Origin of the sequence: Microbacterium sp. 16-032, from assembly GCF_041079455.1 — a bacterium.
Classification (GTDB): domain Bacteria; phylum Actinomycetota; class Actinomycetes; order Actinomycetales; family Microbacteriaceae; genus Microbacterium; species Microbacterium testaceum_A.
Genome location: NZ_JBFYGQ010000001.1, coordinates 22051 through 38653 on the forward strand (window position 1 = coordinate 22051; position 16603 = coordinate 38653).

At 69.1% G+C, this 16603-nt stretch carries 10 protein-coding genes; 1 reads left to right on the plus strand and 9 read right to left on the minus strand.

The features are described from left to right. Positions 1-2: 2 nt before the first annotated feature. Complete coding sequence (locus AB6V31_RS00100; RefSeq protein ID WP_074694788.1) at positions 3-653, minus strand: response regulator; 651 nt, start codon at positions 651-653, stop codon at positions 3-5. Then, positions 650-2281, minus strand: a complete 1632-nt coding sequence (locus tag AB6V31_RS00105) for an ATP-binding protein (protein WP_369363257.1) — start codon at positions 2279-2281, stop codon at positions 650-652. Before AB6V31_RS00105 ends, AB6V31_RS00100 begins: the two co-directional genes overlap by 4 nt. A gap of 168 nt (positions 2282-2449) precedes the next feature. Here AB6V31_RS00105 and AB6V31_RS00110 point away from each other — a divergent pair, with 168 nt between their 5' ends. Beyond that, positions 2450-3976, plus strand: a complete 1527-nt coding sequence (locus AB6V31_RS00110; RefSeq protein ID WP_056224281.1) for a CitMHS family transporter — start codon at positions 2450-2452, stop codon at positions 3974-3976. A 165-nt stretch (positions 3977-4141) separates the two neighbouring features. Here the strand turns inward: AB6V31_RS00110 and AB6V31_RS00115 are convergent, their stop codons facing one another. The 7 genes from AB6V31_RS00115 to AB6V31_RS00145 form a co-directional block, all read right to left on the minus strand. Continuing rightward, positions 4142-6196 (minus strand): TIM-barrel domain-containing protein, encoded by a 2055-nt coding sequence (locus AB6V31_RS00115; protein ID WP_369363260.1) that lies wholly within the window; start codon positions 6194-6196, stop codon positions 4142-4144. After that, positions 6193-7950: an amylo-alpha-1,6-glucosidase gene (locus tag AB6V31_RS00120; RefSeq protein WP_369363262.1), complete on the minus strand. Its 1758-nt coding sequence runs from the start codon at positions 7948-7950 to the stop codon at positions 6193-6195. Before AB6V31_RS00120 ends, AB6V31_RS00115 begins: the two co-directional genes overlap by 4 nt. A 17-nt stretch (positions 7951-7967) precedes the next feature. After that, the gene (locus AB6V31_RS00125) at positions 7968-8783 is read right to left on the minus strand and encodes a carbohydrate ABC transporter permease (protein WP_369363264.1); all 816 of its coding nucleotides are present in this window, start codon (positions 8781-8783) and stop codon (positions 7968-7970) included. After that, positions 8783-9757: a carbohydrate ABC transporter permease gene (locus AB6V31_RS00130; protein WP_144784450.1), complete on the minus strand. Its 975-nt coding sequence runs from the start codon at positions 9755-9757 to the stop codon at positions 8783-8785. Before AB6V31_RS00130 ends, AB6V31_RS00125 begins: the two co-directional genes overlap by 1 nt. A 28-nt stretch (positions 9758-9785) precedes the next feature. Then, entirely contained in the window at positions 9786-11036 is a 1251-nt protein-coding gene (locus tag AB6V31_RS00135; RefSeq protein WP_369363267.1) for an extracellular solute-binding protein, read from the minus strand. A gap of 101 nt (positions 11037-11137) precedes the next feature. After that, positions 11138-12139 (minus strand): LacI family DNA-binding transcriptional regulator, encoded by a 1002-nt coding sequence (locus tag AB6V31_RS00140; RefSeq protein WP_369363268.1) that lies wholly within the window; start codon positions 12137-12139, stop codon positions 11138-11140. Positions 12140-12310: 171 nt separating this feature from the next. After that, positions 12311-16471, minus strand: coding sequence for a LamG-like jellyroll fold domain-containing protein (locus AB6V31_RS00145; RefSeq protein ID WP_369363270.1), 4161 nt, complete (start codon positions 16469-16471; stop codon positions 12311-12313). Between the last annotated feature and the right edge of the window lie 132 nt (positions 16472-16603).

Sequence of the window (16603 nt, forward strand, 5' to 3'; positions counted from 1 at the left end):
CCTCAGGCGCCGGCGCGGAAGCGGTGCTCGGGGCGGCCGGTCGACCCGTACCGCAGGCTCACCTGCACGAGCCCGCGCTCGGCGAGAGCGGTGAGGTGGCGCTGCGCGGTCGCACGCGAGACCCCGATCCGCTCGGCCACCTCGGACGCCGACGCCTCGTGGGCGCCGAGGGCGGCCAGGACGGTCTGCTCGGTCGCCGAGCGCGCGAGCGAGGGTCCGTCGCGCTCGCCCCGCATCGCCGCGGCCGCTCGGTCGATGTCGTCCTGCGAGAGCGGACGCGAACTTGACAGCAGATTGCGGTATCGGGCGAAGCGGTCGAGGCGCTCGGCGAGCACCCGCGTATCGAACGGCTTGACGAGATAGGCCAGCGCACCGGCCGAGAACGCGCGGCGCACGGTCGCGGCATCCGTCGCCGCCGACAGCACGAACGCGTCGACGTCGAGCGAGCGCACGAGCTCGATGCCGTCACCGTCGGGCAGGTACACGTCGGCCAGCACGAGGTCGGGCGCGTGCGCGGCGACCGCGGCGCGCGCCTCACCCACGGTGCGCGCGGGCTCGAGCGCGACGAAGCCCGGCCGCGCCGCCACCGCGTCGCGGTGCAGTCCCGCCACGCGGAAGTCGTCGTCGACGACCAGAACCCGGATGCCGTTCACTCGCTCGTTCCCTCTCGCTCGCTCGTCCCGCCTCGCACGCCCGGCAGTCGCGCCGCCACCACCGCGCCGTGGTCACCGCCGCCCGCGTCGACCACCCACACCTCGCCGCCCCGGCGCCGGGCGAACTCGCGCGAGAGCGGGAGTCCGATGCCGAGTCCGTGCACGGCATCCGGATCATCTCCGCGCTCGCGCGGCGCGAAGATCGCCTCGACGTCGGCGATGCCGGGACCCGTGTCGGCCACCGTCAGCACGACCGCGTCGGCGTCGTCGAGCACGCTCACCTCGACCCCGCGGGGTTCGGGAGCGGACGCCGCGGCCGTCACGGCATTGTCGATGAGGTTGCCGAGCACGGCGACCACGTCTTCGACGTCGTCGATCGAGGCGGTCGAGAACGTGTCGTCGGCCACGCGCAGGGCGACGCCGCGCTCGCGCGCCGACAGCGCCTTGGCACCGAGGAACGACTGCAGCATGGGGTCGCCGACGAGTTCGATGCCGGGCACGGCCCAGTCCACCGACCCGCGGTCGACGAGGTCGGCGAGAAACGCTCGCGCTTCGTCGGTGCGTCCGGCGTCGAGAAGACCCACCGCGGCGTGCAGGCGGTTGGCGTTCTCGTGGCGCTGCACGCGCAGGGCATCGCCCATGGCGCGCACGCTGTCGAGGCGCCCCGAGAGGGCGATGACGTCGGTGCGGTCCCGCAGCGTCGCTACCCGGCCGAGCGTGCGCGTTCCGCGGCGCACCGGACGCACGTCGAGGAAGACCACGCGATCACCCAGCGGGAGGCCGCTCGACGAACCCGATCCCGACAGAGCGTCGACGACGGCCGTCGGGAGGCCCAGCTCGTCGAGGCGGTGGCCCACGGCATCCGTGATCCCGAGGAGCCGCTCGGCGGAGGGCGTGCACACCCGCACGACACCCGCGTCGTCGAGGGCGAGCACTCCCTCGTCGGCGCTCTCGAGAACGGCGGTCTGCGTCTGCACGAGCGACACCAGCTCTTCGGGCTGGACGCCGAGGGTCAGTCGCTCGAGTCGGCGGCGCATCAGCAGGGCGACCACGGCCCCGATCGCCACGGCGAGCGCCACGGCGACCGCGATCCCACCGATGAGGGCCGGGAGGTCGTCGAACACGCTCGCGCGCTCGAAACCGACGCTCACCTCGCCCACGGGCGCTCCCCCACCGGGCGGATACACCGGCACTTTGGCGCGGGCCGATTCGCCGAGCGTCCCCGTCTCCCACGTCACGACCTCGCGCCCGGCGAGCGCGTCGACGAAGCTCGTGCTGACGACCTCGCCCAAGCGGTCCGGATCAGGGTGCGCGAGACGGATGCCGTGGTCGTCGGTGATCACGACGAACAGGCCCTGCGTGCGGGCGGTCACGTCGGCCGCGTACTGCTGCAGCTCACCGCCGCGGAGGCCCGCGGCATCCGGAGTGCCGGGATCGGCAGAGTATTGCGCCACGCGCTCGCGCACCTCGGGCGCTTCGGCCACGGAGCGGGCGATGTTGAGGGCCGAGGAATCCGCCTCGGCCTTGAGCTGCTGCACGCCGAGCCACGCGAAGACGGCGGTGCAGACGGCCACGACCACGAGCTGGGTGGCGATCTGCACGAGAAGCATGCGCGTGGCGAACCTCATGTGCACCTCCTCCGCTCCGCGACATCATCGTGCGCGAAATGCGCAGAACACACGGTACGCGCATAACGCCCCGCAATGCGAGCAAGCGCGCGGCCGAGCACCCCGCATCCGTAGTGTCACCGAATCGACGGCGCGCCCCGTGCCGGCATCCACGACGAAGGAGTCGCGATGACCCCCCTGATCCTTGCGGCCGAAGCCGAAGAGTACGCGGTGGCCTACACGCCCGCCGACGGTGTGCTCGTCGCCCTCGGCTTCCTTATGGTCCTGTCGTTCATGGCGCTGATCATGACGCGACGAATGACCCCGATGGTCGCCCTCATCCTCGTGCCCACCGTGTTCGGCCTCATCGCGGGCGCCGGCTTCGGCCTCGGCGACATGGTGATCGACGCGATCGGCAAGATGGCCCCCACGGCGGCGCTGCTGCTGTTCGCCATCATGTACTTCGGCATCATGATCGACGTCGGGCTGTTCGACCCGCTGATCCGTGTGATCACGCGCTTCCTCGGGAACGACCCGGCCAAGATCGTGCTCGGCACGGCGATCCTCGCGGGCGCGGTCTCGCTCGACGGCGACGGCTCGACCACCTTCATCATCACCACCTCGGCGATGCTGCCGCTCTACCTGCGCCTGGGTATGAGCCCCGTCGTGCTCACCTGCGTCGCGGGCCTCATGAACGGCACGCTGAACATCGTGCCGTGGGGTGGCCCGACCGTTCGCGCCGCCACCGCCCTGGGGCTTCAGCCCACCGACGTCTTCGTGCCGATGATCCCCTCGCTGCTCGCGGGCCTGGTCGTCTCGCTCGCCTTCGCCTGGTTCCTCGGCCTGTCGGAGCGCAAGCGCCTGGCCGGCTCGATCGACACCGCCAAGATCGACGGTCCCGGAGGCTTCGGTCGCCTCGGCGCCCCGAAGATCTTCCGCGGAGCCGAGCACAAGCCCGGCGCCCTCGCGTCGCTGCGCACCGGCAACATCGTCACCGTCCGCGGTGGACAGGGAGCCGTCGCCGCCCCGCAGCTCGTCGAGGCCGCCGACACCGCGATGGCCGACACGATGCTCGACCCCAACCGGGCGACCCTGCGACCCAAGCTCATCTGGTTCAACCTCGCGTTGACCGTCGCGGTGATGGTGCTGCTCGTGCTCGACCTGTTCCCCCTGGCCTTCGTGTTCATGGTCGGCGCCGCGATCGCGCTCGTGGTCAACTTCCCGAAGCTGCGCTCGCAGGCCGACGAGATCGTCGCCCACGCGCCCAGCATCGTCGGGGTCGTGTCGATGGTGCTCGCGGCCGGTGTGCTGGTCGGCGTGCTCAACGGCACGGGCATGGTCACCGCCATGGCCGACTGGATCACCCAGGTCATCCCCTCGTCGATGGGACCGTTCCTCGCCGTCATCACCGGTGTGCTGTCGATCCCGTTCACGTTCTTCATGTCGAACGACGCGTTCTACTTCGGCATCCTCCCGGTGCTCGCCGAGAGCGCCGCGAACTACGGCATCGCCCCGGTCGAGATGGCCCGCGCCTCGATCACCGGCCAGCCGGTGCACCTGCAGAGCCCGCTGGTCCCCGCGATCCTGCTGCTCGTCTCGCTGGCCGGGGTCAACCTCGGCGACCACCACAAGAAGGTGCTGTGGCGCGCGACGGTCGTCTCGCTCGTCATGCTGGCGGTGGGCGTGCTCGTGGGCGCGGTGCCGCTGCTGGGCTGACACCGAACGGAGAAGGACCCCGGATGCCATGGCATCCGGGGTCCTCGTCATGTGGGCTCCCGCCGACAAACGCCATTCCTCCCGAGACATGCCGCGGCACGGCGTTTCTAGCGAGGAATCGCGTTCATCGAGGAGAGCCCCCAGCCCGCCCGCTCCACCGCGATCTCACGCGATGCCGAGCGCCGACCGCACAGCTGCGACGACCTGGGGCACGGCGGCGTCGCGCACGAACACCGGGATCCGATCGAGCGGCGCCTCCACCTCGAGCTCGCCGCCGCCGGGTAACACCTCACCGTTCCACAGGTCGGTCCACTCCGCGCCGGCGGGCAGCACCACGGTCCGCGAGCCCGCGCCCGCCTCCATCACGGGCGCGACGAGCAGGTCGGGGCCGAAGAGGTACTGGTCCTTCACCGTCCAGCAGCGCTCGTCGTCCGGGAACTCGTGGAACAGCCCCCGCAGCACCGGCTGACCGTCGTCGTGCGCGTCGCGCATGACCGTGCGCAGGTACGGGCGCAGTGCCTCGCGCGCGAAGAGGTAGCGCTCGAGGATCGGTGTGGCCTCGTCGCCGAAGCTCCACACCTCGTTGGGCCCACCGGTCGGCGAGCGCCGTGACCCGTCGGCGGCGTGCACCTCTCGCGTGGGTAGGCGATCGCCGTGCAGTCGCATCACCGGGCTGAACGCTCCGAACTGGAACCATCGCACGAGCAATTCGCGGAAGCCCTCGTCGTCGGGGTCTCCGTGGTGGAAGCCGCCGATGTCGGTGGTGAACCACGGAATGCCCGCGACGCCCATATGGATTCCGGCCGTGATCTGCGCGCGCAGCGCCGCGAAGGTCGAGGCGATGTCGCCCGACCACACCAGGGCTCCGTACCGCTGCGACCCGGCCCAGGCCGTACGCAGCAGGTTCACGACCTCGGCCTCACCGTCACCCCACTGCCCCTCGGCGAAGGCGCGTGCGTAGTGCTGCGGGTACAGGTTGCCCACCTGCGGCACCGGACCCGCGTGATACCGATAGTTGTCGTAGTCGTAGAGCCCGAACTCGGGTTCGGCCTCGTCGAGCCAGAAGGTGCGGATGCCGTGCCGCCCGTAGTTCTGCCGACATCGCTGCCACACGAAGTCGCGTGCGCGCGGGTTCGTCGCGTCGAGGAAGGCGCTCGGGCCCTCGAACGACATGTGCACGTCGAGCCCGCGCTCGGCACGGACGAGGAGGTTCTCCTTCTTCATGAGCGCGTAGTTCTCGCTCTCGAGCGACACCTGAGGCCAGACCGACACCATCAACTCGACGCCGAGGCTGTCGAGCTCGCGCACCATCGCCTCAGGGTCGGGCCAGAACTCGTCCTCGAAGCGGAAGTCGCCCATCTTCGGCCAGTGGAAGAAGTCGGCGACGATCACGTCGAGCGGCAGCCCACGACGGGTGTGCTCCCGGGCGACGGCGAGCAGCTCGTCCTGGGAGGAGTACCGCAGCTTGCACTGCCAGAACCCGAGACCCCGCTCGGGCATCATCGGGGCGTGCCCCGTGGCATCCGCGTACGCCCGCGCGATCTCACGCGGCGTCTCACCCGCGGTCACCCAGTAGTCGAGCTGCTCGGTCGACTCGGCCTCCCATCGGGTGCCGTTCGCGGCGAACGTCGCCCGTCCGATCGCCGGGTTATGCCAGAGGAAGCCGTAACCGCGGCTCGACATCACGAACGGAACGCTGGACTGCGAGTTGCGATGTGCGAGCTCGAGGGAGCATCCCTTCAGGTCCAGAACGTCCTGCTGGTACTGCCCCATGCCGTAGAGCCGCTCGTCGGCGGCGGTCTCGAACGACGCGATCAGTCGCACGTCCCCGCCGGGGATCGGTCGGTGCTCTCGCGCCACGAGGGCCAGCGAGCCGCCGGCATCCCGCTCCTGGAAGAGCAGACGACCCGAGGCGTCGAAGAAGGCGAGATGGCAGAAGTTCCGGTCGTATCCGGTCTGCAGCTGGATGCCGGTGCTCGAGGTCGCCACCACCCGTAGGCGCCCGTTCGTCAGGGTCGCCCGCTCCGCATCGACCTCGATCGCCGCGTCGACGGGTTCGGCGGGAAGGAGCGCCCAGTCGTGGTCGGCGACATCGTGCATGAGGCGTGCGCGCACGCGGACGCTGTCTCGGCCCCACGGCTCGATCAACACGGTCTCGCCGTCTCCGCGCCAGAGGAGGCGAGTCCCGTCGACGGAGAAGTGCGCGGTGACGGCGGTCACACGCGCGCCTCGACGTCTGCCTCGCCCGTGGCCCGCGCCGCGCGCCGGCGTTCGACGTGGTCGTGCGCGAAGACGAGGTACACGCTCGCAGTCCAGGTGTAGGCGCGGTCGCGGAGCCCCTCACCGGTCAGGGCGTCGAAGTTCTCGGCGAAGCCGGAGCGCTCGCACAGGGCGCGGAACCGCTCGCTGATCGTGTCGGCGAGCCCGTCGCGACCGCCGCGGCGCAGGCCCTCCTCGATGAGCATCGTCGAGGGCGCCCAGATGGGACCTCGCCAGTACCCGTCGCTCTCGTACTCCTCGGTGTCGACGCGCTGAGTCGCCGGTCCCCACTCGGTCAGGTGCGCCGTGATCCCGTCGGCGAGCGTGTCGACCACCTCTCCGGGCAGCCGCGGCGAGGCGAGCACGGGCAGCAGATTGAGCAGGCTCGTGCGCTTGCTGCGCGCGCGGCTCAGAGCGCCCACGGCGAAGAAGCCGTCGTCGTCGCGCAGCTCGGTCAGCAGCGCCTGCTCCACCCGGTCGCGCTCGTCGCGCCAGTGGGATGCGTCGTCGAGTCCGAGCTCGTCGGCGAGATCGGCGACGACGTCGAGCTGCACGGCGAGGAAGGCCGCGAGGTCGGGCGCCTCGATGACGCGGTCGTGGTCGAAGGTCGTGGAGTTGTCCCAGCCACTGTCGTTGCCGTGCTGGTAGTAGGGCAGCGCGCGACCCGCGACCGTGCGCGAATCGAGCCAGAACCGCGACCAACGGGCGAGCCGCGCGTAGACCGTCTCGAGTTCGACGCGGTCGAGGGGGCGGCCCAGCCGTTCGCGCAGGCGGGTCAGCGCCCACCCGTGGATTGGCGGCTTGACGAAGTTGTAGAGCACTTCGGAGTGGGTGATCGAATCGGGCATCGCACCCGCGGCATCCTGATGGTCGAACGGCGCCAAGAACTGGTCGAGTGCCAGCTCGGGGGCCCCGGGGGCGAGGGCCAGGGCGTTGAAGGTGTGATCCCAGCTCCAGACCTTGTCCATCCAGTGCTTCGACATCAGCACCGACTCGCGGGTCACGAAGCCCGCGGGCGCCACCGTGGCCGACCACAGCACGTAGGCGGCGAGCGCCACAGCGGGGGTGTCGTCGCTGCGCCACCCGCCGACCGCGGCCAGATACTCCTCGAACTCCTCCGTCACGCGCTGCGCCACCTCGGCGAAGGTCTCGAGGGAGGTGAATGCGGGCGCGGCGGTCTCGATCTGCTCGACAGCGACCTCCCACCCGTCGGCGCCGCTCACCGTCACGGCGCGCACGCTCTGGCCGAGGGCCTCCTCCCCCTCTGCGGAGGCCGAACCCGTCAGCACGCTGATGCGGTAGCGCCGGCCCGTCTCGTACGAGGTGAACACCCACGATCCGTCGCGGGGCTCGCGGAAGAAGTACGAGCCGGTGAACGGGGTGAGCTCCTCGGCGGCATCCGCGAGCACGAGATCGGCCCCGGCGCCCCTCAGTCGCACGACGTCGCTCGATGCGAACACCGCCGAAGCGACGACCTCTCCCCCGACCAGCCACGACAGCGTCGAGGGGTCGGCCGAGGTCTCGGCATCCACCGACGAACCGTCCCGGCGCAGAGACAGACGCAGCACCGCGTGCATTCCGGTGAGGTGCGACACGAGGTGCACGTCTCTGACGCGGCGGTGCAGGCCGATCACGGGCGACAGGTTCATCCACGATCCGCGACGGCTGAAGGGGATCTCGCGCACGTCGAACGACGGCAAGGAGGGAACGGACACGAAGGGCCTTTCGAGGGTCAGTCTTTGACGGCGCCGGCGGTGACACCCGCCGCCACGTAACGCTGGGCGAGGATGAGCAGGACGGCGGCGGGAATGGATGCCACGACGGCGGTCGCCATGATCGCGTTCCACTCCTGGTTGTTGTTGCCGATGTAGCGATAGATGCCGATCGTGATGGGCTGCAGCTTGCCGCCGCTGTTCAACGTCGAGGCGAAGATGAAGTCCGACCACGACCACAGGAACGCGAACAGCGACACCGTCACGATCGAGTTGCGGCTGACCGGCAGCACGATCGAGCGGAAGGTGCGCCACGTGCCGGCCCCGTCGATGCGGGCGGCGGCGAGCAGTTCGTCGGGGATGCCGCGCATGAACGCGGTGAAGATCAGCACGCCGAACGGCACCGCGAGCGTGGAGTCGGCGAGGATCAGCCCCGGCACCGTGTTGAGGATGCCCGCGTTGAGGTAGATCGCGTAGAACCCCATCGCCATGATGATCCCCGGGATCATCTGCGCGATCAGCAGCGCGAAGCTCAACGCGTTGCCGCCGCGCGGGCGCAGTTTGGCGAGGGCGTACGCCGCCGGGGCCGACAGCACGAGGGTCAGCACCACCGTTCCGACGCCGATGACGAAGCTGGTGCCGAGGTAGGGCAGTTGGTCGGACACCACCTTCTCGTACCCCTCGAAGGTCGGGGTGAGCGGGAACAGGTCGGGCGGCGACTTGCGCATGTCGCTCTGCGGGGTGAGCGAGACGTTGATCATCCAGTAGATCGGGAACAGCATGATCCCGGTCAGGACCACCCCCACGAGGGTGATCCACCACGGTCGACGGTTCATCAGACCTCCAGACGGCGCTGGGCGCGGATGTAGATCAGCCCGAACACGAGGGCGATCACGATGAGCAGATTGCCGACCGCAGCTGCGGGGCTGAGATCGGGCAGGGCCGAACCGAAGCCCAACCGGTAGGACCAGATCGCGAACGTGGTGGAGCTGGAGCCCGGACCGCCGCGCGTCATGATCCAGATGATGTCGAAGACCTTCAGCGTGTAGACCAGCCCCAACAGGATGGTGATCGCCGAGACCGGGCGCAGCAGCGGGAAGGTGATGCGCCAGAACTTCTGCCACGCGTTCGCCCCGTCGATGGATGCCGCCTCGTAGATGTCGGTCGAGATGTTCTGCAGGCCGCTGTACAGGATGACGAGGTTGAACGGCACGCCGATCCAGATGTTCGCGATCAGCACGGACACCAGGGCCCACTGCGGAGACGTCAGCCAGTTCACCGGGTCGATGCCCGCCGCACTGAGGGCGGCGTTGACGACCCCCGAGTCGGAGTTGAGCATCCACGACCACGCCGAGGCCGAGACCAGCAGCGGCAGCAGCCACGGTACGAGGAAGAGCGCGCGAAGCGTCGCCGAGAGCGGGAAGCGCTGGAAGAAGAACACCGCCAGCGCCATGCCGATCGAGTACTGGAACGCGATCGAGACGAGGGTGAACGTGGCGGTGTTGGCGAGGGCCGGCCAGAAGGTGGGGTCTTGGAAGACCGCGACGTAATTGGCGAACCAGACGAAGGGCGCGTTCCCGTCGATGAACGAGCGGACCGTGTAGTCGCGCAGGCTCAGATCGAGGTTGCGGTAGAGCGGATAGGCGTAGAAGACGACCAGGTAGACGACGACGGGGGCGAGGAACGCCCACGCCGCCCACTGCCCCCGGCGCCGCGGACGGCGACCGGGGGTGGGGAGGGCAGCGGATCGCTCCGCCGCCCTCCCGGTGTCGCCGGTGCCCGTCGAAGCAGTGATCTGCGTCGCGGTCATGTCGGCGTACCCCTTTCGATGGATGGGATTACTTGGACGAGGCGGCCTGCTGGGCGGCCTTCAGGGCGTCCTGCGGCGACTGGGCGCCGGTGAGGGAGTTCTGCACCGCGGTCCACAACTGCTCGGAGATGACCGGGTACTTCACGCCGAGGTTGTCTCCGGTACGCGCCTTGGCGGCACCGACGGCCTCGATCCAGGGCTCGAGCGTGGAGTCCTTCGCGAGCTGCGCCTTCTGCGCCTCGGGAGTCGCCGCGATGTAGTTCAGCGTGTTGTCGGTGTCGACCACGTTCGCGGTGCTGGTGAGGCACTCGACGATCTTCGACGAGGTGGCGTAGCGGGCGGAGTCCTTCTGGACCGGCAGCGTCAGGAACTCGCCTCCCGTGGGAGCAGGCGCCGCACCGCCCTTGGCCGCGGGGATGGGCATGACCTCGTAGCCCGCCTTGGCGGCGCCGGCCTTCTGCCAGGTGCCGTTCTCGGCGAAACCGAAGTCGCCGGTCTGGAACTCCTGCCAGCTGGTGGTCTGCGTGTTGTTGATGACCGAGTTCGGTGCCCAGCCCTTCTTGACCCAGTCCGTCCAGAGCTGCACGGCCGAGGCGGCCTGCGAGGAGTCGAGCTGCGTGAGGTCGGCGCCCGCACCCCAGAACCAGGGCAGGAACTGGAAGCTGCCCTCTTCGGTGCCGATCCCCGAGAAGGTGATGCCCTTCTTGCCGGATGCCACGACCTTCTCGATCGCGCTGTTCAGGCTCGACCAGTCCTTGATCGAGGACGGGTCGACGCCCGCGGCGCTGAGAACGGTGGGGTTGTAGTAGAGGGCGAGGGTGTTCGCCCCGATCGGGACGCCGTAGGTCTTCCCGTCGACCACCGAGGCTCCGAGGATGTTCTCGGCGACGTCGCCGACCTGCAGGCCGTTCTCGTCGGTCGCCGTGACGATGCCCGCCTCGACCAGCGTCGAGACCGCGGGGTTGTCGATCAGGAGGATGTCGGGCGAATCGCCCTGCTGTCCCGCGAGGAGGGCCTTGCTGGTCAGGTCGCTGGTGTCGAAACCGGTGCGTTCGACGGTGACGCCGGCGTCGGCCGCGCACTTGTCGATGACTTTGGCCCAGTCCGAGCTGGCGTCGTACTGCGGGTACGGGTCCCAGAAGGTGTAGGTGCCGCCGGCGGCGTCGGTGCTACCGGAACCTCCGGCGCCACCGCCGGAGCAACCGGCCAGGACGCCGACGGCGACGGCGCCGATGGCGAGCGCTCCGAGAGCGCGGGTACGGGTGATTGACGTGCTCACTTGCGATTTCCTCTCTGAAATGTGACTGCGTTGTCGTGCGAGTGACGCGTTGAACCGGTTCGACGATGGGCCGACGAGAACGGGGCGCGCCTACCGCCCCGTCAGGCGGTGCTCCCCCGGTCGGTCAGTTCCGGCTCGATGAACCCGACTACGGGGGGCCCGTAGGCGGGGTCGGCGATGCGCCGGACGAGGTGCTGGACCGCCTTGCGGCCCAGACCGTCGGGGGAGGTCTCCACTGCCGTGTACGGCAGAAGGAAGGTGCGTCCGAAGTCCCTCGAGTAGAGGCTGACGACGGAAAGATCTCGGGGGACCACGGTGCCGCGCTCGCGGAGCACGCCCGGGAGCGCGGCGATCGAGGCATCGTTGTGGACGATGAGCGCCGTGGCGTCGGTGCGCGTGTCGAGGATCGCGTTCAAGCTCCGCTCGATGGCCGGCTGCTGCGATTCGCCGTAGTGAGCATGGATGCGGATGCCGTACCGTGCCGCGCGCTCGAGCGCGGCGTCGCGGAAACGCCAGGCGTAGGCGCCGCCACGCTCGAACACGTGCCGCGGGGGCGAGACGAGGACGATGTCGTGGTGGCCGAGGCCGTAGAGGTGGTCGACGATGAGGCGCGCCGCTTCGCCGAAGTCGAGGTCGAAGACGTCGAGACCCTCGGTGTCGCGCGGAAGACCCACGAGCGCACCGGGCTGTCGAGCCTGACGCAGCGCCTCGAGACGGGGGTCGTCGTGAGTGACGTCGAGCAGGACGACACCGTCGACCATGTTCGACGACGTGATGCGACGGATCGCTCCCGGACCATCACCGTCGGTGACCATGAGGATGTCGTAGCCGAGCTCGCGGGCAGCGTCTGACACGGCGAGGATGTACTGCAGCATGGCCGGCGGGAACTCGTCTTCGTGGAACTGCAACAGCAGCCCGAGGACCATGGTCTGCGAGGTGGCGAGGGCGCGAGCCCCCGCATTCACGGTGAATCCCAGCTCGGAGATTGCGGCGTCAATGCGCTCGCGAGTCTCGCGGGAGATGGGCCGGTTGCCGGAGAGCGCGTACGAGACGGTGCTGCGCGAGACTCCCGCGGCCTTGGCCACGTCACCGATGGTGGTCATATCCCCGCTCCCTTCATTGTCGAACCGGTTCGATCAGTGTAGCGCCACGAATCGCGCTCAGCAACATTTTTGCAGTCGAACGAGCGTGTTTATTTCCACCCGTCTCGGCTCCCTCCACATCGCGAAGACGCCCCGGGGTTCGGGTCCCCGGGGCGTCTTCGCGATGTGCGGTCAGGAGCGCGCGCGCTCCCGTCGACGGGCGATCAGGGCCACGCCGGCCGCGAGGATCGCCGCTCCGGCGAGGAGTCCACCGAAGCCCGCGAAGGTGGTGCCGGTCATCGCGAGGGAACCCGACGCGGACGCCGTCGTCGACGTGCCCGATCCGCCGGCCGCCGCTCCCCCGCCGTTGCCGGAGACACCGTCGCCCGCCCCGGCGCCACCGCCGACCGCTCCGCCGCCGACCGCGGCGGTGATCGCGAGAGCCGTCGACGCCGAACGCTGAGAGAGCGCCCCCGTGGCGATCAGTTGGTGGTCTCCGACCGGAGCCGATACCGGCACCGTGAGGGTCGCCGACACCGCCCCCGCGGCATCCGCCGTCGCCTCACCCAGCACGATCGGGTCGGAGTGCAGGACGAACCCGACCTTCTCACCCGGCGCGTATCCGGCGCCCGAGACCTCGATCGATTCCCCCGGCGCGACCGAGGACGCGTTGGTCGAGACCGTTGCGGCGGCCGGGGTCGCGGCGGGCCGAAGGGCGGTGAAGGTCATCCGGTCGAGATTCGGCGCCCACTGCGACCGAAGCCCCAGGGTCGGGTACCGCTCGGAGATGTACGTGACCCCGTTGAAGTCGGGCTGCTCCTCCGACGCGAAGCGGATCGAGTTCTCCCCCGCCTGCAACTGCACCTCGACGGTGAGCTCCCAGAACTGGTTGGCGTTGTAGCTCTGCGGGAACAGCACCTTCTGAACCGGGCCCCCATTGACGGAGATGTCGGCACGACGAGCCACCGGGTCGGGGTTGTAATGGGACGACGGCGACTGCTCCTCGTTGGAGTAGCGCAGGGTCATCGCGTACGTCCCCGCCTGGTCGACGGTCACCTTCTGGGTGAGGGTGTTGCCGTTACCGGGCGCTCCGCCGATGCCGACGACCGCCTTGCCGCCACTGGCGAGCGAGAGATCCTGGTACTTGGCGGATCCCGCGAGGGTTCCCGCCTCCGCCTCGATGGTCTGCGACGCCAGAGCCTTCTCCGACCCGCGCACCGCGACGCGATCCAGAGCGATCGTCCCCGATTGCCCCACGACCTCCACCTTGTTGACACCACCCACGAGGAAGGCCGGAACGGTCGCGGCGTCGGACACCGTCCCCAGGTCCACACCGTTCACCCGAAGCGTGGCAGTGCCACCCCCGAGTGTCTTCACCTCGAGGGCCTTCTCGGAGTCGTCGGCGTTGTAGACCCAGAAGGTGGCCGACTGACCGTTCGAGAGCGGCACGTAACCCGATCCCGAGACGCCTGCCCGGTCGTAGGCCGCCGAGGCGCCGTGCAGCACGGCGTTCTCCGCCTCGTAGATCGGCGTGTACGCGGGGTTGGGCTGGGTCAGGTCGATCTTGTCGATGATGGCCGTGCCGACGGTCTGCCTCGTTCCGTCGAGACTCTCCGCCGCGATCGTGATGCTGTTCTTTCCCGCCTTCAGATCGACCTTCGTGTCGGCGTGGTTCCAGACGACCCATTTGTAGCCGAGCTCCGCGTAGATCTCCTGCTCGGCGCCGCCGTCGACTGTCACGAACATGTTCACCGGCCCCTGCGCGAGGTTCAGAGCGTCCTTGTTGTAAGCGCTCGCGAGCACACTGAGGTCGTACGACCCCGCAGCCGGGACGTCGACGTCGAAGGTCATCCGCAGGTTGGATCCTGCGCGGATGCCGCCCACATCCTTCGTCCCCGAGGTGTAGAAGCCACCGACATTGCCGGGCGTTCCCTCGGGACCGTTGATTTCGGGGGTGGCTCCCTCGAACCGGGCGTTCTCCGCCTCGTAGACGCCGCGCCACGACACCGGCGACTGCGCCGGGCTCGAGGCGTTCTGCCCCGGAGTGACGATGATCTCGTAGGCCGAGTCGGTACGGAGCGGCGGCAGGCCACCCTGACCGAATCGGAGCCCGAGTGACCCGTTCGTCACGGGAGCATCGAACTCCGCGACCGTCTGCGGCTCGCCCGAGTCGCCGATCTGACCGGTCCAGCGGATGTCTCGCACCTGGACGTGAGCCGTTTGCGACAGATAGTCCGGCAAGCGGTCGAAGTACACGTTCTGGTCACCCGAGCTGCCACCCAGCAGAGCGTGGACCTTCTTGTCGGCGTCGTCCACGGTGGCGACGCCCTGCAGGGTGTAGCTCTGGCCGGGGCGCGGCGGATGCACCGTCACCGTGTCCCCGGTCATGTTGCCGTAGGCGTTCAGCAGCCACCACTGGCCATTGCCGCGGTTGGACTGGACGGCGGAGTCGCTCAGATTGCCGTCGATGTTCCAGTAGGCGATGTCGGCGTCGATCTTGCTGTCCTCGATCGCGGAGATCCATTGGACCATCTGCGCCGGGACCGAGGTGTGGTAATTGAACGCGTACTCGTTGACGTTGATCGGTAGGTGCTGACCCGCCCACTTCGTACCCGCGAAGAGCTCGTCCTCCCACCCGCGGTACTTCGCGACGGAGTCGCGGATCGTGGCGGGATTGCTGAGCTCGTGCCAGGTGAAGGCCTGTGGCACGGTGTCGTTGGCGATCGCGTGCTGGAGGAACCCGTAGTCCTGATCGAAGAGCACACTGGTGTTCGGTCCGCCGATTCGCGCATCGGGGATCTTCGAGGTGATGAGCCGATACGCGCGATCCCAGGCGCTGAAGAAGCGGTCGGGGTTGTCGAGCCAGCTCTGACCCCAGAACGACTGGCCGCCGTTGCCGTACATGTTGCCCTCGGGCTCGTTGAAGGGCACGAAGACGATGCGCTTGCGGTACTCCTCGGGTAGCTGAAGGACCTGGTCGACCTGTTTGCCGATCGAATCGAGGAACCACGCCTCTTTCTCCGCGCCGTTCGCCCCGGGCACCTCGTACGGGAAGCCGCGATTGATGTCGGTCATGTAGATGTACACGTCGCCGTTCGAGGAGTCGGCGAGCGGCTTGACCACCTCGAGGGCGTCGGCACCGGGGTGCTGCGGCCCGTCCTGAGCCTTGGTCGAGACGGTGCGCAGCTGGATACCGTCGATCAGATTGTTCGAGGGGAGGCCGGGACCGTAGAGCCCGTAGAGCGTCCCGGACGCGCCGCCCATGAACGCCCCGGTTCGGTCGCCGACGTCGATCGAGAACTCGTCGGGCGTCGTGACCCGCACTGTCGCGGTGACGGCCGTGTCGGTGCCGTCCACCGTGCCGGCGACGGTGAAGACACCGCGCTGGGCGTACGCGGATGCGGGGACATCGGCCCAGGTGACGGGAGCGAGGCGTTGCTGACCATCGTCGAATTCGGCTTTCACCCCGGGGAGGTTCGGAGCTGCGCCGATGTCGGTCTGCACCTCGACGCTCTTCTGCAGGACGGTTGTGAGCTTCGGCGCAGCGTCGCCGGCGAGTGCTCGCACCTGTCCGGGGGTCAGGGCGGTGTCGTAGACCTGGAAGTCGTCGATGGCGCCGGCGAAGAACGGGTGCACCCCGGTCCAGAAGGGCTGCCCGATGTAACCGGAGGTGGGGGACGAGGAGCCGAAGAGGGCCGAGGAGACATCGGCACCGACGGCGGTGCGGCTCACCTCGAGACCGTCCAGGTAGGAGACCAGCGCCCCGGAGTCGATGGTCGTGGTGACGAGGTGCCACTCACCGGTGGGCAGAGCCGTCGACCCCGACGCCCCGGCTTCACCCTGGGTGGTGGGCTTGACGCTGGAGCGGGCCTTGTCGTCGCCCTGGAACCGCGGGGTGTAGAACGCCGCGCTGTCCTTGTCTTTGCCCAGGGTGTAGAGCCACTGGAACGCGTCGCCGCCGTCCCATTTGACCCACGACGAGATGGTGGTCGAGGTCAGCCCCTGGAAGAGTCCCGCGGGAACCGTGATGTACGGCGAGGTGGTCGAGCCAGCCCCTCCGCCCGAGAGGTGCAGGGCCTTTCCGCCCGCCGGCCCGTCAACCAGCTGGGCCGACCCCGGGTTGGCAAGCAGGCCGTCGCGCCCCTTGCCGGATTCGTCCTTCACCGTCGCGGTGACGGATCCCGCGTCGTCGAAGTCGTAGTCGAGGATCACGTGATCGCTGGCATCGGCGGACACCGCCGCCTCGGCCTGCGGGGGATGTGCGGGGGAACCGATGGCGAGGGCGGCGACGGCCAGCCCTGCGGTGACGGTGGCGATGGGCGCGCGTGCGGCACGCCGTCGTGTCGACCTCATGGAACTCTTCTCTCATCGTCGAGGGGGGAAATACGGTTCGATCATCGAACCGGTTCGACACACAGTAGCCGGATGACCCGCGGAAGGTCAATGGGTGACTGCAAGGGTCGCGGGGTGGGCGCAGGTCGTCGC